Origin of the sequence: Niabella hirudinis, assembly GCF_051201075.1 — a bacterium.
In the GTDB taxonomy this organism is placed as follows: Bacteria; Bacteroidota; Bacteroidia; order Chitinophagales; family Chitinophagaceae; genus Niabella; species Niabella hirudinis.
In genome coordinates this window covers 209,937-229,116 of record NZ_JBPEHJ010000002.1, presented here as the reverse complement: position 1 = coordinate 229,116, position 19,180 = coordinate 209,937, and the positions used below count along the sequence as shown (strand labels likewise).

Genomic DNA, 19,180 nt, shown 5'->3' with positions numbered 1-19,180 from the left:
GCCACCCTTTAAAGGTAAAATGGAATATGCTACCCCTGTGATTTCGGATGATATTCCTTTGGAAAGCGTTGTTCCAGTTCTTCATGCTCTTTATGATACGCTTTAATGATGGCTTTTACCAGTCGGTGCCGTACCACATCCTCTTCGTCCAGTTCAATATGACTGATTCCGGGGATGTTTTGCAGGATCCTTACGGCCGTCTGCAAGCCGCTTTTTTGGTTGCGGGGCAAATCTACCTGCGTCATATCGCCCGTAATGATGGCCTTGGCATTGGCGCCGATCCGCGTTAAAAACATTTTTAATTGCAGGTCGGTGGCATTCTGCGCTTCATCGAGGATGATGAAGGCATTGTCCAGCGTACGTCCGCGCATATAAGCCAGCGGAGCAATCTCAATTGTCCGGGTGGTCATATAGTAGCCGAGCTTGTCTGCCGGAATCATGTCATCCAGGGCGTCATAAAGCGGCCTTAAATAAGGATCGATCTTTTCTTTAAGGTCGCCCGGTAAAAATCCGAGGCTTTCACCGGCCTCTACTGCAGGCCTGGTGAGGATGATTTTTTTTACCTGCTTGTTCTTCAGAGCCCTTACGGCCAGGGCCACAGCAGTGTAGGTTTTACCGGTACCCGCTGGCCCGATGGCAAAAAGGATGTCATTCTTTTCGGCCTCCTGTACCAGCTTTTTCTGGTTGGCCGTTCGTGCGCGCACCGACTTGCCATTGGGACCAAATACCAGAACTTCGTTGGGATTGCGTTCCTGGAAATGATCGATGGTCTCCATATCATCACCGCCCAGGATCTGGTCAAAATAGTTTTCGCTCAGATGGCCGTTGCGTTCAATATAGGAAACGATCAGGTTGATCTTCTCCTTGGCTTCTGCAATCTGTTCGGGTGCGCCGCTAAGTTTGATCTGGGTGCCGCGGGAAAGTATTTTAAGGAGTGGAAATTTCTTCTTCAGGATATCCAGTTTACCGTTATTGACCCCAAAAAAATCAATAGGATTTACTGTTTCCAGGTTAATGATTGTTTCTGTCAATGTTTTCCGTTTTTTTAGTTAAAAATCGTTCTTCTCAAATTTATACAACACTTCGTAAAGTAGTCAATTTATTTTATGCACAGGGTGTGTATTTTGATGGTTGATGCCACTGAGACGCTGAAACACAGAAAAGGGAACAGTGATCTGCGTAGAAATTGGCGCCATCTGAGGGAGCAACTTAAAGCATTCTGTGTTTCAGTGCTTCAGCGGCAAACATAGGAGACTCTGAATTTTCTGATTTCTGATTTCGACAAAACCATTAAGGTGCGAAAATTTCGTCAATACCCGGTTCTCATTTACACATTTTCATATTCTCAAATCTTCAAATTAATATCGTCAATACCCGGCTCTCATTTCCACAATTTCAAATTAGCACATTTTCAAATTAACAGAAAGCATCCGCTTGGTACCGAATCTCAAATCCGGATTCCTAACTACCGATAAATAATGTTATTTTGCTCTCAAATTTTTGTATATGGCAATTGTTGCGCCTTCTTTATTAGCGGCTGATTTTCTTCATTTGCAAACTGAGGTGGAGATGGTCAATGAGAGCGCGGCCGACTGGCTGCACCTGGATGTTATGGACGGGCAGTTTGTACCCAATATCAGCTTTGGACCCATGGTCATTGAATTTGTAAAAAAAGTGACCAAAAAGGTTTGTGATGTGCATCTGATGATTGAAGAGCCCTCCCGCTATTTTGAGCAGTTTAAGAATGCGGGAGCCGATCATATCAATATCCATATTGAAACCTGCCCGCGCCTGCATCAGGATATTCAGCAGATAAAAGCAATGGGGCTAAAAGCCGGTGTGGCCATTAACCCACATAATCCTGCCAGCCTGCTGAGCGATATTATTGCAGATGTGGATATTGTTTTGGTGATGAGCGTAAACCCGGGTTTTGGAGGGCAAAAATTTATCCCGAATATCCTGAATAAAATAAGGGAAATAAAAAAACTGATTGCGGAAAAAGGTTCCCATGCGCTCATCAATATCGATGGCGGGGTCACACTTGATAATGCGGCGGAAATTACCGGGGCAGGAGCCGATGTGCTGGTGGCCGGAAGCACAGTATTTGGCGCAAAGGACCCCCTCGAAGCTATCCGCTTGCTGAAGAAGGCATAAAAAGAGGCTGTCACCAGTTGGTGCGACAGCCTCTTTCTTATTGTTTGATCAAGCCAGAGCTTAAACCCCGATTGCAATTTTTAATACATCTTCCATCTTGCTGACGTAATGAAATTTGAGGCCTTTAATAAAGCCGGCTTCCACTTCTTCTACATCCTTCTGGTTTTGCAAACAAAGGATGATCTCCTTGATCCCGGCACGCTTGGCGGCCAGGATTTTTTCCTTTATGCCGCCAACGGGTAACACCTGTCCGCGCAAAGTGATTTCCCCGGTCATGGCCAGGTAAGGCTTTACCTTTTTGCCGGTGAGCGAGGAAGCGATAGAGGTCATCATCGTAATACCCGCGCTGGGGCCGTCTTTGGGTGTTGCGCCCTCCGGCACGTGTATATGTATATTCTTCTTCTGAAAAAGCGTACTGTCGATATTATATTTTCCCGCGTTTGATTTCAGATAGGTCAGTGCTGTAGTGGCGCTTTCTTTCATCACGTTACCCAGGTTGCCGGTCAGGTGCAGTTCTCCTTTTCCATCGCTGAGGCTGGATTCGATAAACAGGATATCGCCACCCACATAGGTCCAGGCCAAACCTACTGCTACGCCCGGAAGGTTCACCGTCTTATACAGATCGTTGCTGTACCGGGGTTTTCCCAGTATCTCCTGTACCGCATCGGCCGAAATGGGCGATGGAACGGCCTGGCCCATAGCTACTTTTTTGGCCCGGTTCCGCATAATGCTGGCCAGTACCCGGTCCAGTTCCCTAACCCCGCTTTCGCGGGTATAATCGGCGATCAGCTGGGCCAGCACCTTGTCCGAAAACCGGATATTGGTTTTGGTAAGCCCGTGCAGTTCCTTTTGTTTGGGGAGCAGGTGACGTTTGGCAATTTCGATTTTTTCTTCGATGGCATAGCCACTGAGGTCAACAATCTCCAGACGATCGCGCAGCGCCGGCTGAATGGTTTGAATATTGTTGGCTGTAGCAATGAACAAGACTTTGCTCAGGTCGTATTCCAGCTCCAGGTAATTATCGTAAAAACTGTTATTCTGTTCCGGGTCCAGCACTTCCAGCAGGGCGCTGCTGGGGTCTCCGCGGAAATCGTTGCCCACTTTATCAATTTCATCCAATACGATGACGGGGTTGCTGCTTTTTACCTTTCTTAACGACTGAAGAATACGGCCCGGCATGGCGCCAATATAGGTTTTGCGGTGCCCGCGGATCTCGCTTTCGTCATGCAGGCCACCCAAACTTAACCGCACATATTTGCGGCCAAGCGCACTGGCAATGCTTTTTCCCAGCGATGTTTTCCCAATTCCCGGAGGGCCCAGGAAACAAAGAATGGGACTTTTCATATCGCCTTTTAATTTTAATACGGCCAGGTATTCCAGGATCCGTTCTTTGATCTTAGCCATGCCGTAATGGTCATGATCCAGTGTTTTGCGGGCATTGTCCAGGTCATACTGATCGGCCGTGTACTCATCCCAGGGAAGGTCGAGCATGAGGTCCACATGATTGTATACCACCGAATAGTCTGGGGTGCTGGGGTGCATCCGTTCCAGTTTTTCGATGCCCTTCTTAAAGGCTTCTTTTGCAGTTTCGGGCCATTTTTTGCTTTCGGCCTTTTTTTGCATTTCCTTTATTTCCTGGCTGTTGTTGTCGCCGCCCAGCTCTTCTTTGATGCTTTTAAGCTGCTGTTGTAAAAAATATTCGCGTTGTTGTTTGTCCAGCTCGGTCCGCGTTTTATTGGTTACTTTGTTTTTCAGCTCAACAAACTGCAATTCTTTTTGCAATAGCTGCATCAGGCTACCCGCGCGTTCCCTGATATCATCCATCTCCAGCAGTTGCTGTTTTTCTTCTACGGAGGTGTTGAGGTTACTGCTTACAAAATGGATCAGGAAAGAGGGTTTTTCGATATTCTTCAGAATGATTGATGCTTCTGAGGGGATATTGGGCGACTGTTGGATGATATTGGTAGCCAAATCCTTTATATTGGCAATATGCGCCTCAAAATCCGGGTCTACCGGGGTTTCTGTATCCGGGATCCGTTTGATGAGGGCTTTAAAATAGGGATCGATGCTGCTTATCTTCTCGATCAAAAATTTATTTCTGCCCTGGATGATGACGGTAGTACCCCCATCAGGCATCTTGATCAGTTTAATGATTTTGGCAATGGTGCCAATCTGTTCCAGGTCCCCGGCCTCCGGGTTTTCCTGGTTGCTGTCCTTTTGAGCTACTACACCTATGAATTTATTTCCCTTATAAGCCTCGTTCACGGCCAGGATGCTTTTATCCCTGCCAACGGTGATGGGCAATACCACGCCGGGAAACAGCACCGTATTCCTCAGCGGCAAAATCGCAATTTCATCGGGTATTTCATCCAGATTTTCGTCTCCTTCATTTTCGTTGAGTGGAATAATGGGCAAAAAATCCATCTCATCTTCCGGTCTAAATTTTATATCAAATTTCATTAGTCTTTTTTAACAGGACAAACTGGCATAGCCGCATGGTTACGCCTGTTTTTAAAATAGAACTTTTAGCAGGTCAATTGTGATGCCACAAACTAAAATGCGGAAAGATTGACGGATTTTTAATCTAAAAAAACGGATTGTCCGGAAAAATGGCGGTTGATGATACCGTTTGGGATGTTTGAAACCGGGGAGCGCGCTACAAGGCAAATCCTACCGCTACCTGTATGGCCTGGTTCTTCCATTTTTCTTCGTTGGGCAGATCGCTCACGTTGCTCAGACCAATTACATATCTTCCGGATACCCGGAGGGCGCTAAACTGGAATTGCACGCCACCTACCATAGAAAAATCGCCCCCTTTAAACGCTTCCTTCCCGTTTTCGAGCAGGTCTTTATCCGTGCTGGTAAGGATGCTGAACTGGGGGCCTGCTTCAATATGCAGGGGGCCTGCCAGTTTCAGATTCAACAGGATGGGGATGGAGAGGTAGTTCAGCTTTGCCTTTGTTTGTTCCTTATTAAAATCGGGCAAAACATTTTTAAAGCTGGTGTCCCGGGTGCTTGAGGATTGGGAATAGATCAGTTCGGGGTTAACGCTCAGCTTCGGGCTGACGCCGATTTCGGCAAAAGCGCCCAACAGATAATTATAATTAAAGGCTTCTTTAAAACTTTCACCTTTGATCTTGGTGGCATTAACGCCCGCTTTAACGCCAATATGAAACTGGGCTTTTGAAGCGATAGCGAGGAAAAAGCAGGAGACCAAAAGGGCGGTTGTCTTTATTGTTTGTGTCATAAAATCAACTATTTAGTTATAAAATTAGACAAAAAATGCGGGAATATTATTGAAATTCAAAAATCGTAATCTCCGGCAGGATGCCCACCCTGCCCGGATAGCCGATAAAACCAAAGCCGCGGTTTACATAAAGTTTCTGGTGCCCTTTTTCGTAAAGACCGGCCCATTGTTTATAAACGTATTGGACGGGGCTCCAGCGAAACCAGGGAAGCTCTACGCCAAACTGCATTCCATGTGTATGCCCGCTCAGCATCAGGTCAATGTCGGGGTACCGGGTATTGACTTCCGCGTCCCAGTGGGAGGGGTCGTGGCTCAACAGTATTTTGAAAGGATATTGGGAAGCTCCTTCAGCAGCTTTCGCCATATTGCCATAACTGTGAAACCGGGCTTTCCCGCTGATGTTCTGCACGCCCAGTAGTCCGATTTGCGATCCGTTGCGCTCCAGCGGCAGGTGCTCATCCAGCAGGAGGCGCCAGCCCATTTGGCCATGTATCTGTTTTAAACGCTCCAGGTTGGCGTTTTTTTCAGCGGCATCCTTCCAGCGATGATAGTCTCCGTAATCGTGATTGCCCAGCGTGGAAAACACGCCCATGGGGGCTTTCAGGCGTGAGAAAACCTCTGTGTAATGTTCCATTTCGGAAGCGATATTATTCACCAGGTCCCCGGTAAATACGATCAGGTCGGGTTTTGCATTCAGGATCATATCAATTCCCCGGTTTACTGCGGCTTTGTTATTAAAGCTGCCGCTATGGACATCCGATATTTGTATCATCCGGAAGCCCCGGAAGCCCTCGGGCAAATTGGGGTAGGTCAGCGGCACTTTTTTGATCTTGTAGTTGTATTTATTGCCCATTCCAAAAATAAAGGTCGAGAAAATGGTGCCGCCCGCCGCAACGCCCAGCCAGCTAAGGAAATTGGACCGGGAAATCGTTTCCGTATCGGCCCCCGAAACTTCGCCTACCTCATTATTGCCCGCAGAAAAGAGTTTTCCTCCTACCCATTGGGTCAGTCGCCGGATATCATCTGCCAGGAAAAATACAGCGGCAAGGATCTTGGCGAGAAAAAAAGCAAAAATGATGGTAAAGACCACGCTTCGGCGAAGCCTGCCGGCATCATGATCCGGGAGGTTGGGTATCAGCAGCAGAGTGCCCAGCATAAGAACGGTAACGCTCCAGTAACCGATTGCAAACAGGCTCCGGTTTCGCTGGGAAGAGTAGGCAAACAGGGAAGACCGGATGGCAATAAAGATGTAGAGGTCAATAAGCAGCATCATCAATAGCATGATCCACCAGAATGACGTATTCCGCATAAAAGGGAGATTTAATCCGCCAAAACTAAGAAATCGTTTGAAGTTTAATGTTATAAGGTTTGAGGTTGGTATCAACCATTGACCGTTGGCTATTGACCATTCACATTTCCAAACCCAACAGCAGGGATCAAATTTCCGATTCCGGCCGGCTTTTTATCGGCTTTTAGAATATCAAATACTTTACATTTGCTTAAATGAACTTTTTTAGTGTTTTTTTGCACCTGTTCAGACAGAATTAAGAATTATGGCAAAAATTATTGGAGTAGCAAATCAGAAAGGGGGCGTTGGTAAAACCACAACAGCCATTAACCTGGCGGCAAGCTTTGCTGTTCTGGAATATAAGACCTTGCTGGTAGATGCAGATCCGCAGGCAAACAGTACTACGGGGGTAGGATTTGACCTGCACAATGTTACACACAGCCTGTATGATTGTATGGCCAACCAGGCGCCGGCAAGGGAAGTGATCCTGAAAAGTGATATCCCCAATCTTGATTTGATTCCTTCTCATATTGACCTTGTTGGGGCGGAAATTGAGATGATCAATTATCCGAACCGGGAAATGGTGCTGAAAAACATCCTGGAAGCAGTGCAGCAGGATTACGATTTTATCGTGATCGATTGTTCTCCTTCCCTGGGGCTGATCACCGTGAATGCTTTAACGGCTGCCGCCTCCGTGGTGGTGCCGGTTCAATGTGAGTTCTTTGCGCTGGAAGGATTGGGCAAGCTGTTAAACACGATTAAAATTGTTCAGAGCCGGTTAAATACTGAACTGGTTATTGAAGGCATCCTGATGACGATGTATGACTCCCGGTTGCGGCTTTGTAACCAGGTTGTAAGTGAAGTACGGCGCCATTTTGAAGATAAAGTGTTTGATACGATCATTCATCGTAATTCAAAATTGAGTGAGGCTCCCAGTTTTGGGAAACCTGCCATTTTGTATGATGCCGCCAGTAAGGGAGCCCTCAATTACCTGAATCTTGCAAAAGAGATCCTGCAAAAAAATGATATGACGAAAATTGCTAACGAAGCTAAGATTCTGGAATGATCCTCGTTCAATGTTTAAAGTTTAAGGTTCAACGTTTGGCCTTAAACCTTAAACCTTAAACCTGAAACAAAGTAATGGCAACAACAAAGCAAAATAAAGATGCACTGGGCAAGGGGATCCGGTCCCTGCTGGGAAGTATTGATGCCGAACTCAAAGGCGGCGGCGGCGAACAGTTGAAAAAAACCGTGGTAGAGAACGCTACCAATATTCTAAGGATACCGGTAGCAGACATAGAGGTAAACCCCAAGCAGCCCCGGCACGATTTTGACGAGCAGGCACTAAGAGAGCTGGCAGATTCTATAAAGATCCACGACATTATACAGCCGCTCACCGTTTCGAAAACGGCCGCCGGCAAATACCGGCTTATCGCGGGAGAGCGTCGTTTGAGGGCCTCGAGAATAGCGGGGCTGGCAGATGTGCCGGCTTACATACGGCAGGCAAATGATGCACAGCTGTTGGAGCTGGCCTTGCTGGAGAATCTGCAGCGCGAAGACCTGAATGCTGTTGAAGTGGCGCTGAGTTATAAGCGGATGATGGATGAACTGGATTATTCGCAGGAACAGGTGGCGGAAAGAATGGGAAAAGACCGCAGTACTATTGCTAATTTTATACGCCTGCTGAAATTGCCGCCGGATATACAACTGGCGGTACGTAGCGGCGAACTTTCCATGGGGCATGCCCGGGCCATCATTAATGTGGATACCGTGGAAAAACAACTGTTTATCTTTAAAGAAATAAAAGATAAAGGACTTTCTGTACGCCAGACAGAGGTGCTGGTACGAAACCTTTACAAACAGGCCGGCACCGCTAAAAAGCCGGTAACAAGAAGTGGACTTTCCAACTCTTTTCAACGTATTGAGGATAAGCTGGCCTCCCAGTTTGACACGCGCGTGAAATTGAAGCACAGCAACAATGGCAGCGGGCAGATCACATTTGACTACTATTCCGTTGAAGAATTAAACAAGTTGCTGCACAACTTTAACGTATCGGTAGATTAATTAGTGCTTTATTTGCATGATGCAATTCCTGAACAAAATAATACTGCTGCTTTTCTTTGTTGCAGGAACCTGTGGATCAGTTGGTGCGCAGGAAAAAGATACTGTTGCGAGGCACGATAGCCTCCCTGCAAAGACGGATACCGCAGTAAAGGCAAAGGCAGAACTGAAGCACGTGGCTAAGACGCGGGATAAATATATTGATACAGTGGCAAGAAAAGACCCACGGTACCGTAACCCCGGAACAGCGGCATTACGATCGGCCGTGCTTCCCGGCTGGGGACAGGTTTATAACCGGAAAATATGGAAAGTGCCCATTGTTTATGCAGCTTTGGGCGCTACAGGGGGGCTTTTCGTAAATAACCTGGTATGGTATAAGAGATTGAGAGCCGGGTTTATTGTAGCTACCGAATTTTCAAAGCCATTGAAGGAAGGAGAAGTGAGAGATAGCACCGGCTATTTTAAGCTGGATCAATATGTGCAGAAAATATTTTTTGGGCAAAACAGCGACCGGTACGAAATATTAAGAAGCACCAGGGACGAATACCGGAAAAGCATGGATTACTCTTTTGTGTTTTTCCTGATTGCCTGGGGGCTGAACGTTGTGGACGCTTCGGTGGACGCGCACCTGAGCACTTTTGATGTGTCGCCCACGCTGAGTCTGCGGCTGCAACCCGGTTACAGCGAGATGTCCAAGACCAACGGCTTGAGCCTGGTGATGCGGATTAAATAGACGGAGTGCAGAATGCTGAATGCAGAATGCTAAATGCTGAACGCTGGACACTGGACACTGGGTGCTGAAAGCTCAAATCAAAAATTAAAAATCGGAAATTTCAAATGAATATTGCACTTATCGGATACGGGAAAATGGGGAAGGCTATCGAAGCTGTTGCCCTGGAACGCGGGCATGAAATAGTACTGAAAATAGACGTGAGCAATCCGCAGGAGCTAAATGCGGAAAATATCGGTAAGGCCGATGTTGCTATCGAATTTACGGGGCCGCATACAGCGTTTGAAAACCTGGTTAAGCTGATAGGGTTGGGAGTGCCCGTAGTGAGCGGTTCTACAGGATGGCTGGAAAAGATGCCTGAACTGCTCTCTGTGATCAACCGGAATGAGGGAACGTTCCTTTATGCCAGCAACTTCAGTATTGGGGTGAATTTATTTTTTGAGCTCAATAAAAAGCTGGCGGAGCTTATGCACAAGTATGGTACCTATTCAGTAAGCCTGGAAGAAATTCACCATACAGAAAAGCGGGACGCACCCAGCGGTACCGCTATCACCTTGGCAGAGCAGGTGCAGGAAGTGTACACGGAAAAGAAAAAATGGGTTAACGATGTGGAGCCCGCAGAAGATGAATTACTGATCATCAGCAAAAGGATCGGCACCGTGCCGGGAACCCATACCACTACTTATTCCTCAGAGATCGACGACATCTCCATAACCCACACTGCGCATAACCGCAAAGGATTTGCATTGGGAGCAGTATTGGCTGCTGAGTATATCAACGACAAAAAAGGCGTGTTTACAATGAAGGATGTGCTGGGGCTTTGATGGCATTCCAAAAACCTAACTGTGATTAAGACTTTATTTTTTTATTGCTTATAATTTCGACTACCTGTTTCCCAATCTTTCCTGTAAAATGAGCTAATTAAAGGTTTCGTTTTAATGAAACTTTCGCATACTTTTGCTCTGCTTAACCTTTAACATGGAAACACGTTTTGAAATTGTACTTCTGGAAGAGGTGCGTTTGTTTTTGAAGAGCCTGGAAAGAAAGCATTACGAAAAAATAATTTATAACATTCGTAAAGCACAGAAGAAAAATGATCCCGAGCTTTTTAAAAAACTGACGAATGATATTTGGGAATTTAGAACGCTGTACCAGGGATTGCAATACCGGCTTTTGGCTTTTGGGGATAAAGATTCTACTATGGAAACATTAGTAATATCGACTCATGGGTTTATCAAAAAGCGGAGTGATGTTCCAAAACAGGAAATTCAAAAAGCCATTCAAACCCGAACAAAATATTTTGAAGAAAAAATAAAGGATCAGAAGAAATGAAAACATATACATTGGCGGAAATACAGGACGAGTTTATCGGGAAAATTGGAACCCCCAACCGGGACCGTTTTGAATATGAATTGCAGATGGATCTGATCGGCAAAGCCATTAAGCAAACCCGCCAGGAGCGCAACCTGACGCAGGAGGAATTGGGGAAACTGGTGGGCGTTCAAAAAGCCCAGATCTCCCGGCTTGAAAATAATGCAGGCAATGTAACTATGGATACTTTGCTGCGCGTATTTACTGCACTAAAAGCAAAGGTAAAATTTCAGGTGGAATTGTCAAACCTGAACATAAGTGTCGGGCAGTGATGCACTCCTCTCAAAAGAGTCACCCCGCATTGCTCATGTCCTATTTATTCCTGAATAAAAAATAAATAATAGTTGCTATTCCCACTACAGTCAAGGCAACGCCAGCATTTCGGGACAGATCGTCAAATACTTTTGCGAGTGTCAGTAGCCCTAATAACAGGAATCCGGCACCTACAATCAGTGCTGCATACTTTTTAAGAAGGGATGCAATATTCATAATTGAACACCTTGAAATTAAACAAAAATAGACCTCTCAGATAGTTTATCTTTTTGAAGCTTTCGTTTCCGAAAAATGCACCACCTGTCTTGCAAAGGCCTTGAACGCTGCCTTGGTCACTTCATCGTCGCTCATCATTACCGGAATGCCCTGGTCGCCCCCCTCGCGTATACCTTGCACCAGGGGAATTTCACCCAGGAAGGGAAGATCATATTCACTAGCCAGGCGTTTTCCACCTTCCTTTCCAAAAATGTAATATTTGTTATCAGGCAATTCTGCGGGGATAAAGTAGCTCATGTTTTCCACCAGTCCAATGATGGGGGCGTTGAGCTGTGCCTGGCCAAACATGGCAATGCCCTTTTTGGCATCGGCTAAAGCCACATCCTGGGGGGTGCTTACAATGACCACGCCGCTCACATGGGCAATCTGCATCAGGGTCAAATGAATATCTCCGGTGCCGGGAGGCATGTCTACAATCAGGTAATCCAGGTTGCCCCAGTCTACATCGGTAATAAACTGTTTGATAGCGCTGCTGGCCATGGGCCCCCGCCATACCACGGCTTTGCTTTCATCTACCAGCAGCCCGATGCTGAGCAATTTAATGCCGAAGCGTTCCAGGGGAACGATCATGCCCTTGCCGTTCACATCTTTCATCATCGGCCGCTCGCCCCGCACGCCAAACATAATGGGCACGCTTGGGCCATAGATATCAGCATCCATCAATCCAACAGCGGCTCCGGATTGCGCCAGCGCCAGCGCCAGGTTGGCCGCAACCGTGCTTTTGCCAACGCCCCCCTTACCACTCACTACGGCAATAATATTTTTTACACCCGGCAATGCCTTTACCGGTGCACCGGCAGCAGCCTGTGCTTTGGGGGTATGACTACCAAAGCCTGCTTTAACCACTGCCTTTTCATTCACCTGTGTTTTAATAGCCTGTATGCATGCCATTTTTACCTGTTCCCGCAGCTGTGCATCCTGGCTGGGCAGGTCGATATTAAAAGCAACATAATATTTTTCAATCACGAGGTCCCTGATCATATCCAGGTCTACAATATTTTTATGAGAGCCGGGAATATGAACCGTACCCAATGCCTGCAAAACGAGTTCTTTTGTCATTTATTTACTAAAGCTTATGTTAAAAAAGCTACAATCCACAAAGTTAAACATCCTATTGGGCATTTTGTTGTCTTATTTACAAATGGTTACTTAAATTTGAAGCCGTGAAGAAAATAATCATACCGGTTATTGTTTTATTGTTTATAATTCCATCAACTGCGCACGCACAGTTCGAAAAAGCGCGCGATTCAGTAATCCAGCTTTTTGGTATTGTAATGTCTTCAGACAGTCTTTATGGCATCCCGTCCGTAAGCGTTACGGTAAAAGGATCTTCACGCGGAACGATTACCAATGAACAAGGCGTGTTTTCCATTGCTGTACTGAAGGGCGACCAGATCGAATTTTCGCATGTGACCTACAAGCCAGTGGTCAAGCCCATTCCCAGGGACCTGGAAGGGAACCAATATAATATGGTTGTATTAATGACCGAAGACACGGTATACCTTCCGGCGGCCATTATACGGCCCCGGCCCACACCGGAGCAGTTTGCCCGCGATTTTGTAAATGTGAAAGTGGCTGATGATGAGATGGAGATCATCCGGAAAAACAATACCAAAGAAATGCAACGCTCTATGCTGCGGAAGACGGCCTATGACGGAAGAGAGGTTACCAATATGCAGCTCAACATGATTTCTCAAAAAGCCCGTTACCAGGGGCAAATTCCTCCTATGAATATTTTTAATCCTGCTGCATGGTCCGAGTTTATTAAGTCTTGGAAACGGGGTGATTATAAGCGGAAGTAAGCAAGTTTGATGTTTGATGCTTCGTGGTATTTCCCTGTCTTCAGGTTTAATGTTTAAAGTTAGCGGCCCTTCTACGCTCGATGAGTTTTCTACTCCCTACCTGCTATTCTCTGTTGACTGGTTCCACATCTCCACTCCCGATGGCGATCGCATGCACGTCAAGTTAAGAACAGATCATGTTGCCATGAAATGTAGTACGGGTAAGCCTTTCTCGCCAAAAAGATCGCATCTTTAATGGCAAACAGGCGCAGCGCGCCGTTGACCCTTATAACGATGAACCTCCAAAACCTCCCGTAGCCGCAGCGCGGTGGTAATTTTTTGTGCACGGCTTGTACAAACCGCAATGATTACCGGTGCGCTGCACCTTTATTACCCGTATTGTCGTTTACTAACAGGATCAGCGCTGCGCTGCAGCTCCCAGGACAAAAATTAACTTGACGCGCATGCGATGGCGATCGGGATTCAAATTTTCTTAAGATAATATTCGAAGATCAGCTGTTCCTCAAGTTCAAAAGCCGCATCTTCAAAAACGGTAATAATATCTTCGAAGGTTTCCAGTTGTCCCAGCGAAAGGTTTTCAAAACGTACTTTTACAGGAAGTGCAATGGCCCCGGTCAGCACATCATAAAGCGCATCCAGGTTATTGCCAAAGTATTCCGGCAACTCCAGTTTGGTGATCGCCGTTTTATAGAAATCGGCTTTAGTGCCGATCCGGTCAAAATCAAAAATAATTTCCTTCATATCATTTATTTTTCTTCAAAGGATCTATAGTGATCTTTTGTAACAAATACCAGCCCGTCATTTGAAAAAAGAAGCCGGTCTGCATTGCGGTGACCACAATGATAATTAATGTCTGCCTCATACCACTTTCTTCCGCTTTTGACCGGTAATGTTTTTTCGCGGTTACTGAAAAAGTCGCCCCCGATGGCCCTGCCCGGCAATACCTCGCACAGGTTGCCCTGTGCTGCGATCCAGCCTTTTTGACGGGCCTCCTGTTTGGTGATATAGTAAGCGGGAAGACGGCCGTTCTTTTTCAAGTATGGCACTACAATTGTTTCTTTTGTGAGTGCCTCTACCGGAGCCGTTGTTCCGCTCCGGTCTGTGGAAGGCTGCTCCCTTTGCTCCGGAGTACCGGTGTGCCAAAAGTATCCCACTATCAGAATCGCTGCCAGCAGCAGCACGATGCTTTGTTTGCGCATTTTTATTCCGTTGATCGGGCAAACCTACTGCAAAATTTATTAATCCATTTTTAATTATCTTGCCCTTATGATTAAAAATGTTTCCGTTATTGGCGCCGGTACCATGGGTAATGGTATTGCCCATGTATTTGCGCAAACCGGGCATCGGGTTGTGTTGATTGATGTTTCTGCCGCACAGCTGGAGAAAGCGCTTCGGACCATCGAAAAAAACCTGGACCGGCAGCTGGCAAAGGAGGCCATTACTGCACAAGAAAAGGCAGCGACCCTGCAAAATATAACTACTGAAACCCGTCTTGAAGAAGGTGTGGCCGAGGCGCAGCTGGTAGTTGAGGCGGCTACCGAACAGGAGACTTTGAAGCTGGAAATATTCAGGATGACCGATGCCGCCGCACCGGCGGATTGCATCCTCGCCACTAATACCTCATCGATCTCCATAACAAAAATTGCATCGGTAACCAGTCGCCCCGGTCAGGTGATCGGGATGCATTTTATGAACCCCGTTCCGGTGATGAAACTGGTGGAGGTTATTAACGGATATGCTACCCATACCGCGGTTTCTGACACCATTATTGCGTTAAGTAAAAAGCTTGGGAAAATGCCCGCCCTGGCCAATGACTATCCAGGTTTTGTCGCTAACCGTATTTTGATGCCGATGATCAATGAAGCCATCTACAGCCTGTACGAGGGAGTAGCCCGGGTAGAAGCGATTGATACTATTATGAAACTGGGTATGGCCCACCCCATGGGGCCGCTGCAACTGGCTGATTTTATAGGGCTGGATGTATGCCTGTCTATTTTAAATGTACTGCACAATGGATTTGGAAATCCTAAATATGCGCCCTGTCCGCTCCTGGTTAATATGGTCAACTCCGGGAAACTGGGCGTTAAATCCGGGGAAGGTTTTTATACTTATACACCCGGAACAAAGGAGTTAGTAGTGAGTGAAAAATTCCGGTAGCATTTCGATTGGCGTCAGGCGATGGGTTTCTTTTTTCCATCCATAGGTGTGATTGCCATTGGTAATAACCAGATAGGGAGCCGGCAGGGCAATATTATAACGCAGAACCTGGTCCAGCACGGCATCATTCAACAATACCTGGCCGGCCTTGCATTCGATCAGCATCCAGGGGCGATGATCCCGATCATATACGAGAATGTCGAACCGTTTTTTCAGTTCACCCAGCCGGATCTCTTTTTCGAGTGCGATGAGAGCCGCGGGATACCGCATGGTTTGCAACAGGTATTGGATAAAATTCTGACGGATCCATTCCTCATCCTGCAGCACCAGCCACTTTCTGCGCAGCGCATCAAAAATATGCGGCTGGCCATTGCGGGTTTCAATCTTAAACGCTGGTTGCGGGTATTGAACGCGTATCATTGGGCCAAAAATAACGGTTTCGCGGTGGATACCGGTAAAAAGGGAGCCGGTTTTCCCACGCCTTATCAGGGTTGAAAATTATTTAAAATGTGGCTAAAAGTTATTATTTTGGGGTTCAAATAGTATGTAATATGATTGGTGTTGTACATAGTTATCGATTGCTGTTAAAAGAGTTGCCACATATAATTGATATTTCGGGTACAAAAATGAATATATTGCCAAAAAATCCGGGCTCCAGCCTGGAAATTTTTCAAGTAAAAAACAAAGAGGGAACTGGACAGCTGACGAAGTTGAAAAAATCTTAAAAACGATTTCAAATGAAGATGTGGACGCCTATGTTGATGAGTTGATATTTGAGCGCTGTTTTCCCGGTAACATTATTGATGCAGCATGAAAACAAAGAATGAGATTGTAAAGAACTGGCTGCCCCGGTATACAGGAGAAAGTTTAAAAAATTTTGGAGCATACATCCTGCTCACCAATTTTGACAACTATGTAAAGCTCTTTGCCGACTGGAATAAGGTAGAAGTAGTGGGGCTTGATAAACCGATGCAATGCGCTACGGCCGGGGATATTACCATCGTCAATTTTGGTATGGGAAGCCCCACAGCGGCAACCATTATGGACCTGTTAACCGCTATTGCCCCCAAAGCGGTATTGTTTTTGGGAAAATGCGGCGGGCTTAAAAAACGCAATAAAGTGGGGGACCTTATTCTGCCCATTGCGGCGATCCGGGGAGAGGGAACTTCAGATGATTATTTTCCGCATGAAGTACCGGCGCTGCCGGCATTTGCATTGCAGAAAGCAGTAAGTACCACAATAAGGGAAGCAAAAACCGATTACTGGACCGGTACCGTATATACGACCAACCGGAGGGTATGGGAGCATGATGAAGAATTCAAGACCTACCTGCAACGGGTGAGGGCCTATGCGGTGGATATGGAAACAGCTACTATTTTTACCGTTGGCTTTTTTAACAAGATCCCCACCGGCGCCCTGCTGCTGGTAAGTGACCAGCCCATGATACCAGATGGGGTAAAGACGGCCGACAGCGACCGGAAGGTGACGGCAAAGTATGTAGAAACTCATTTAAAGATCGGTATTGATTCATTAAAACAGTTGATCAATAACGGCCAAACAGTACGACATTTGCGATTTTAAAATCATATAAAATATGAAAACAGGTATATTGACATTTATCATTGCTGCCGCCATATTTTCGGCCACAACCGCTTGTTCTTCAAAAGCAACAAAGGGTGGCGGCACCCGTTATAAGGCCCGGTTTGAAGTAGCCGGTATGTGCTCCAATTATACCTTCTCCGTTATTGAAGGGAGAATTGATCCATGGCAGGTAGCAGCCACATGGACCAATCCCCAAACCAATAAGACCTATTGGAAGGCCTTTGGCATCACCAACCCCTGCGATTTTCCTTCCAACATTAAGGAAGGCGATGTTTTTTATTTTGAAATAGTACCGGCAAAAAAAGACCAGCAATGTGCTGTTTGTATGGCTTACTATCCCACGCCGGAAAAAAAGCTGAATATTAAAGTGGTACAGTAATGCAGCCCTTACTGGAGATCCGGGATCTGTGCGCCGATTTTACGTCTGATGGTGTGGTGAACCACGCGCTGAAAAATATTTCGGTAACGGTGCATTCCAATGAGATTGTGGCGCTGGTAGGAGAGTCCGGGTCGGGCAAATCAGTTACCTCTTTGTCGATACTACAGTTAATCCCTTCTCCTCCGGTAAAATATGTACAGGGCTCCATCTGTTATTATGCAGAAGACGGCAGCTGCATTAGCCTGCTCAATGAGAGCAGGGAGGCCATGCAGGCCATCCGGGGCAACGCTATTTCCATGATATTCCAGGAACCGATGACCTCCCTGAACCCGGTATATACCTGCGGCAATCAGGTAGCCGAAGCCATCCGGGTACATACTCATGTAACAAAGGAAGCGGCCAGGGCGCAGGCCATCCGCTGGTTTGAGCGTGTACAGCTACCAGATCCTCCGGCTATATACCACCGGTATCCTCATCAACTTAGCGGAGGGCAAAAACAACGGGTAATGATCGCTATGGCGATGTGCTGCAAGCCCCGGCTCCTTATCTGCGATGAGCCTACTACTGCTTTGGACGTAACAGTGCAAAAAACCGTACTGCAGCTCATTAAAGAATTGCAGCTGGAAACCGGCATGGGAGTAATCTTTATTACACACGACCTGGGCGTAGTGGCGGAAATTGCCAACCGGGCGGTAGTGCTGTACAGGGGCGAAATAATGGAAGAGGGCACCGTGGAGCAGCTGTTCCGGGATCCGCAGCACCCTTACACCAGGGCGCTCATGGCCTGCCGGCCGGTAAATCATAAGAAAGGAGCCCGGCTGCCGGTGGTGAGCGATTTTATAGATACACCCATGGTGAAACCCGTTGTGGAAACACCTGCGGAACCGGCACCCCTGCCCGGCATTGCTGTGGCTAATTGCCTGGTAAAAGTGGAGGAGCTTTCTGTTTGGTTTCCAAAGGAACGGAGCTGGCTGGGGAAGCCGCTCAGCTATACCAGGGCCGTGGATGCGGTGAGCTTCAGGATCTTTGAAAATGAAACACTGGGACTGGTGGGGGAAAGCGGTTGTGGAAAGACCACGTTGGGACGTGCCCTGCTGCAACTGATCCCTTCAACAGGGGGAAGAGTCATTTACAAGGGGCAGGATATGAGTTTGTTTAAAAAGGAAGCATTACGTAGCTTGCGCAAGCAGCTGCAGATTATTTTTCAGGATCCTTATTCTTCCTTAAACCCCCGGAAAAAAATAGGCCCATCCATCGAAGAGCCGCTAAAAGTGCATGGGATTGAGCCGAATGCAGCCGCCCGTAAAAAAAGCGTGGAAACCTTACTGGAAAAAGTGGGCCTGCTGCCGGAACATTACGATCGCTACCCGCACGAGTTCAGCGGAGGTCAGCGGCAACGTATTGTTATTGCAAGGGCCCTGGCGCTGAATCCTTCTTTTATTATCTGCGATGAATCGGTATCTGCACTGGATGTAAGCGTACAGGCCCAGGTACTCAACCTGCTGAACGATCTCAAAAAAGAATTTGGCTTTACCATCGTATTTATCAGTCACGATCTGTCGGTAGTGCGCTATTTCAGCGACCGGATCATTGTGATGAACAAGGGTACAATAGAAGAGGAGGGCCCCGCAGATCAAATTTATGAGCATCCAAAAAGTGCATACACCAAAAGGCTGATTGAAGCTATACCCCGGGGTGGGGTGCGACCTGTTAGGCCTGAAGACCTAACAGGCCGCACCCCACATAAAAAATAAACCGGAAATTACTGCAATAGTGTTACCTTTGCACGCACAAATCGAAAACCGGTGCCGTAAGACCGGGGATCGAAAGCGTAAAACAT

Annotated in this window: 22 protein-coding genes; 13 read left to right on the top strand and 9 right to left on the bottom strand. The window is 46.8% G+C overall.

The genetic code is table 11. The annotated features are described in order from the left end of the window. Positions 1 to 29 precede the first annotated feature (29 nt). A complete protein-coding gene (locus GGU45_RS04350) occupies positions 30 to 1,031 on the bottom strand; it encodes a PhoH family protein (protein WP_435222362.1) in 1,002 nt (333 codons plus the stop codon). 475 nt (positions 1,032 to 1,506) lie between these two features. Between GGU45_RS04350 and rpe the strand changes: the two genes are divergently transcribed. Next, entirely contained in the window at positions 1,507 to 2,154 is a 648-nt protein-coding gene (gene rpe, locus GGU45_RS04345; protein WP_435222360.1) for a ribulose-phosphate 3-epimerase, read from the top strand. Between the two features lie 60 nt (positions 2,155 to 2,214). Here the strand turns inward: rpe and lon are convergent, their stop codons facing one another. The 3 genes from lon to GGU45_RS04330 all read right to left on the bottom strand — a co-directional run bounded on the left by lon (position 2,215) and on the right by GGU45_RS04330 (position 6,710). Next, the gene (lon, locus tag GGU45_RS04340; RefSeq protein WP_435222358.1) at positions 2,215 to 4,614 is read right to left on the bottom strand and encodes an endopeptidase La; all 2,400 of its coding nucleotides are present in this window, start codon (positions 4,612 to 4,614) and stop codon (positions 2,215 to 2,217) included. A 196-nt stretch (positions 4,615 to 4,810) separates the two neighbouring features. After that, the gene (locus GGU45_RS04335; RefSeq protein ID WP_435222356.1) at positions 4,811 to 5,401 is read right to left on the bottom strand and encodes a porin family protein; all 591 of its coding nucleotides are present in this window, start codon (positions 5,399 to 5,401) and stop codon (positions 4,811 to 4,813) included. A gap of 46 nt (positions 5,402 to 5,447) precedes the next feature. Next, positions 5,448 to 6,710, bottom strand: coding sequence for a metallophosphoesterase (locus tag GGU45_RS04330; RefSeq protein WP_435222354.1), 1,263 nt, complete (start codon positions 6,708 to 6,710; stop codon positions 5,448 to 5,450). A 244-nt stretch (positions 6,711 to 6,954) separates the two neighbouring features. On the opposite strand from GGU45_RS04330, the gene GGU45_RS04325 reads away from it, so the two are divergent. The 6 genes from GGU45_RS04325 to GGU45_RS04300 all read left to right on the top strand — a co-directional run bounded on the left by GGU45_RS04325 (position 6,955) and on the right by GGU45_RS04300 (position 11,123). Continuing rightward, positions 6,955 to 7,755, top strand: a complete 801-nt coding sequence (locus tag GGU45_RS04325) for a ParA family protein (protein ID WP_435222352.1) — start codon at positions 6,955 to 6,957, stop codon at positions 7,753 to 7,755. A gap of 74 nt (positions 7,756 to 7,829) precedes the next feature. Further along, entirely contained in the window at positions 7,830 to 8,753 is a 924-nt protein-coding gene (locus GGU45_RS04320; protein ID WP_435222351.1) for a ParB/RepB/Spo0J family partition protein, read from the top strand. A 16-nt stretch (positions 8,754 to 8,769) separates the two neighbouring features. Continuing rightward, positions 8,770 to 9,483, top strand: a complete 714-nt coding sequence (locus tag GGU45_RS04315) for a DUF5683 domain-containing protein (protein WP_435222349.1) — start codon at positions 8,770 to 8,772, stop codon at positions 9,481 to 9,483. Between the two features lie 104 nt (positions 9,484 to 9,587). Next, entirely contained in the window at positions 9,588 to 10,304 is a 717-nt protein-coding gene (dapB, locus tag GGU45_RS04310; protein WP_435222348.1) for a 4-hydroxy-tetrahydrodipicolinate reductase, read from the top strand. Between the two features lie 154 nt (positions 10,305 to 10,458). Beyond that, the gene (locus GGU45_RS04305) at positions 10,459 to 10,812 is read left to right on the top strand and encodes a type II toxin-antitoxin system RelE/ParE family toxin (RefSeq protein WP_435222347.1); all 354 of its coding nucleotides are present in this window, start codon (positions 10,459 to 10,461) and stop codon (positions 10,810 to 10,812) included. Further along, positions 10,809 to 11,123, top strand: a complete 315-nt coding sequence (locus tag GGU45_RS04300) for a helix-turn-helix domain-containing protein (RefSeq protein WP_435222345.1) — start codon at positions 10,809 to 10,811, stop codon at positions 11,121 to 11,123. The genes GGU45_RS04305 and GGU45_RS04300 overlap by 4 nt, the downstream gene beginning before the upstream one ends. Positions 11,124 to 11,163: 40 nt before the next feature. Here the strand turns inward: GGU45_RS04300 and GGU45_RS04295 are convergent, their stop codons facing one another. Together GGU45_RS04295 and GGU45_RS04290 are read right to left on the bottom strand one after the other, a co-directional pair. Further along, complete coding sequence (locus GGU45_RS04295; protein ID WP_435222344.1) at positions 11,164 to 11,340, bottom strand: hypothetical protein; 177 nt, start codon at positions 11,338 to 11,340, stop codon at positions 11,164 to 11,166. A gap of 45 nt (positions 11,341 to 11,385) precedes the next feature. Then, positions 11,386 to 12,459 (bottom strand): Mrp/NBP35 family ATP-binding protein, encoded by a 1,074-nt coding sequence (locus GGU45_RS04290; RefSeq protein ID WP_435222342.1) that lies wholly within the window; start codon positions 12,457 to 12,459, stop codon positions 11,386 to 11,388. 104 nt (positions 12,460 to 12,563) lie between these two features. On the opposite strand from GGU45_RS04290, the gene GGU45_RS04285 reads away from it, so the two are divergent. Then, complete coding sequence (locus tag GGU45_RS04285; RefSeq protein ID WP_435222340.1) at positions 12,564 to 13,202, top strand: carboxypeptidase-like regulatory domain-containing protein; 639 nt, start codon at positions 12,564 to 12,566, stop codon at positions 13,200 to 13,202. A gap of 462 nt (positions 13,203 to 13,664) precedes the next feature. On the opposite strand, the gene GGU45_RS04280 is transcribed toward GGU45_RS04285, so the two are convergent. Together GGU45_RS04280 and GGU45_RS04275 are read right to left on the bottom strand one after the other, a co-directional pair. After that, positions 13,665 to 13,943 (bottom strand): barstar family protein, encoded by a 279-nt coding sequence (locus GGU45_RS04280; RefSeq protein ID WP_435222338.1) that lies wholly within the window; start codon positions 13,941 to 13,943, stop codon positions 13,665 to 13,667. Between the two features lie 5 nt (positions 13,944 to 13,948). After that, complete coding sequence (locus GGU45_RS04275) at positions 13,949 to 14,401, bottom strand: ribonuclease domain-containing protein (RefSeq protein ID WP_435222336.1); 453 nt, start codon at positions 14,399 to 14,401, stop codon at positions 13,949 to 13,951. Positions 14,402 to 14,468: 67 nt separating this feature from the next. Between GGU45_RS04275 and GGU45_RS04270 the strand changes: the two genes are divergently transcribed. Then, positions 14,469 to 15,359: a 3-hydroxyacyl-CoA dehydrogenase NAD-binding domain-containing protein gene (locus tag GGU45_RS04270; RefSeq protein WP_435222334.1), complete on the top strand. Its 891-nt coding sequence runs from the start codon at positions 14,469 to 14,471 to the stop codon at positions 15,357 to 15,359. Here GGU45_RS04270 and GGU45_RS04265 read toward each other — a convergent pair. Then, on the bottom strand, positions 15,333 to 15,779 hold the full coding sequence (locus tag GGU45_RS04265) for a type I restriction enzyme HsdR N-terminal domain-containing protein (protein ID WP_435222332.1): 447 nt from the start codon (positions 15,777 to 15,779) through the stop codon (positions 15,333 to 15,335). The two genes, GGU45_RS04270 and GGU45_RS04265, sit on opposite strands and share 27 nt — an antisense overlap. Before the next feature lie 89 nt (positions 15,780 to 15,868). Between GGU45_RS04265 and GGU45_RS04260 the strand changes: the two genes are divergently transcribed. From GGU45_RS04260 to GGU45_RS04245, 4 genes are all read left to right on the top strand, one after another. After that, complete coding sequence (locus GGU45_RS04260; protein ID WP_435222330.1) at positions 15,869 to 16,084, top strand: hypothetical protein; 216 nt, start codon at positions 15,869 to 15,871, stop codon at positions 16,082 to 16,084. A gap of 85 nt (positions 16,085 to 16,169) precedes the next feature. Beyond that, positions 16,170 to 16,940 carry an AMP nucleosidase gene (locus tag GGU45_RS04255; protein WP_435222328.1) on the top strand — a complete coding sequence of 257 codons (771 nt, stop codon included), beginning with the start codon at positions 16,170 to 16,172 and terminating at the stop codon, positions 16,938 to 16,940. 13 nt (positions 16,941 to 16,953) lie between these two features. Continuing rightward, on the top strand, positions 16,954 to 17,340 hold the full coding sequence (locus GGU45_RS04250; protein WP_435222327.1) for a hypothetical protein: 387 nt from the start codon (positions 16,954 to 16,956) through the stop codon (positions 17,338 to 17,340). After that, complete coding sequence (locus GGU45_RS04245) at positions 17,340 to 19,094, top strand: ABC transporter ATP-binding protein (RefSeq protein ID WP_435222326.1); 1,755 nt, start codon at positions 17,340 to 17,342, stop codon at positions 19,092 to 19,094. Before GGU45_RS04250 ends, GGU45_RS04245 begins: the two co-directional genes overlap by 1 nt. The last annotated feature ends 86 nt before the right edge of the window (positions 19,095 to 19,180 follow it).

Coding starts and splice junctions, on each gene's coding strand:
- rpe (WP_435222360.1), top strand. CDS start 1,507: ATGGCAATTGTTGCGCCTTCTTTATTAGCGGCTGATTTTCTTCATTTG.
- lon (WP_435222358.1), bottom strand. CDS start 4,614: ATGAAATTTGATATAAAATTTAGACCGGAAGATGAGATGGATTTTTTG.
- GGU45_RS04335 (WP_435222356.1), bottom strand. CDS start 5,401: ATGACACAAACAATAAAGACAACCGCCCTTTTGGTCTCCTGCTTTTTC.
- GGU45_RS04330 (WP_435222354.1), bottom strand. CDS start 6,710: ATGCGGAATACGTCATTCTGGTGGATCATGCTATTGATGATGCTGCTT.
- GGU45_RS04325 (WP_435222352.1), top strand. CDS start 6,955: ATGGCAAAAATTATTGGAGTAGCAAATCAGAAAGGGGGCGTTGGTAAA.
- GGU45_RS04320 (WP_435222351.1), top strand. CDS start 7,830: ATGGCAACAACAAAGCAAAATAAAGATGCACTGGGCAAGGGGATCCGG.
- GGU45_RS04315 (WP_435222349.1), top strand. CDS start 8,770: ATGATGCAATTCCTGAACAAAATAATACTGCTGCTTTTCTTTGTTGCA.
- dapB (WP_435222348.1), top strand. CDS start 9,588: ATGAATATTGCACTTATCGGATACGGGAAAATGGGGAAGGCTATCGAA.
- GGU45_RS04305 (WP_435222347.1), top strand. CDS start 10,459: ATGGAAACACGTTTTGAAATTGTACTTCTGGAAGAGGTGCGTTTGTTT.
- GGU45_RS04300 (WP_435222345.1), top strand. CDS start 10,809: ATGAAAACATATACATTGGCGGAAATACAGGACGAGTTTATCGGGAAA.
- GGU45_RS04295 (WP_435222344.1), bottom strand. CDS start 11,340: ATGAATATTGCATCCCTTCTTAAAAAGTATGCAGCACTGATTGTAGGT.
- GGU45_RS04290 (WP_435222342.1), bottom strand. CDS start 12,459: ATGACAAAAGAACTCGTTTTGCAGGCATTGGGTACGGTTCATATTCCC.
- GGU45_RS04280 (WP_435222338.1), bottom strand. CDS start 13,943: ATGAAGGAAATTATTTTTGATTTTGACCGGATCGGCACTAAAGCCGAT.
- GGU45_RS04275 (WP_435222336.1), bottom strand. CDS start 14,401: ATGCGCAAACAAAGCATCGTGCTGCTGCTGGCAGCGATTCTGATAGTG.
- GGU45_RS04270 (WP_435222334.1), top strand. CDS start 14,469: ATGATTAAAAATGTTTCCGTTATTGGCGCCGGTACCATGGGTAATGGT.
- GGU45_RS04265 (WP_435222332.1), bottom strand. CDS start 15,779: ATGATACGCGTTCAATACCCGCAACCAGCGTTTAAGATTGAAACCCGC.
- GGU45_RS04255 (WP_435222328.1), top strand. CDS start 16,170: ATGAAAACAAAGAATGAGATTGTAAAGAACTGGCTGCCCCGGTATACA.
- GGU45_RS04250 (WP_435222327.1), top strand. CDS start 16,954: ATGAAAACAGGTATATTGACATTTATCATTGCTGCCGCCATATTTTCG.
- GGU45_RS04245 (WP_435222326.1), top strand. CDS start 17,340: ATGCAGCCCTTACTGGAGATCCGGGATCTGTGCGCCGATTTTACGTCT.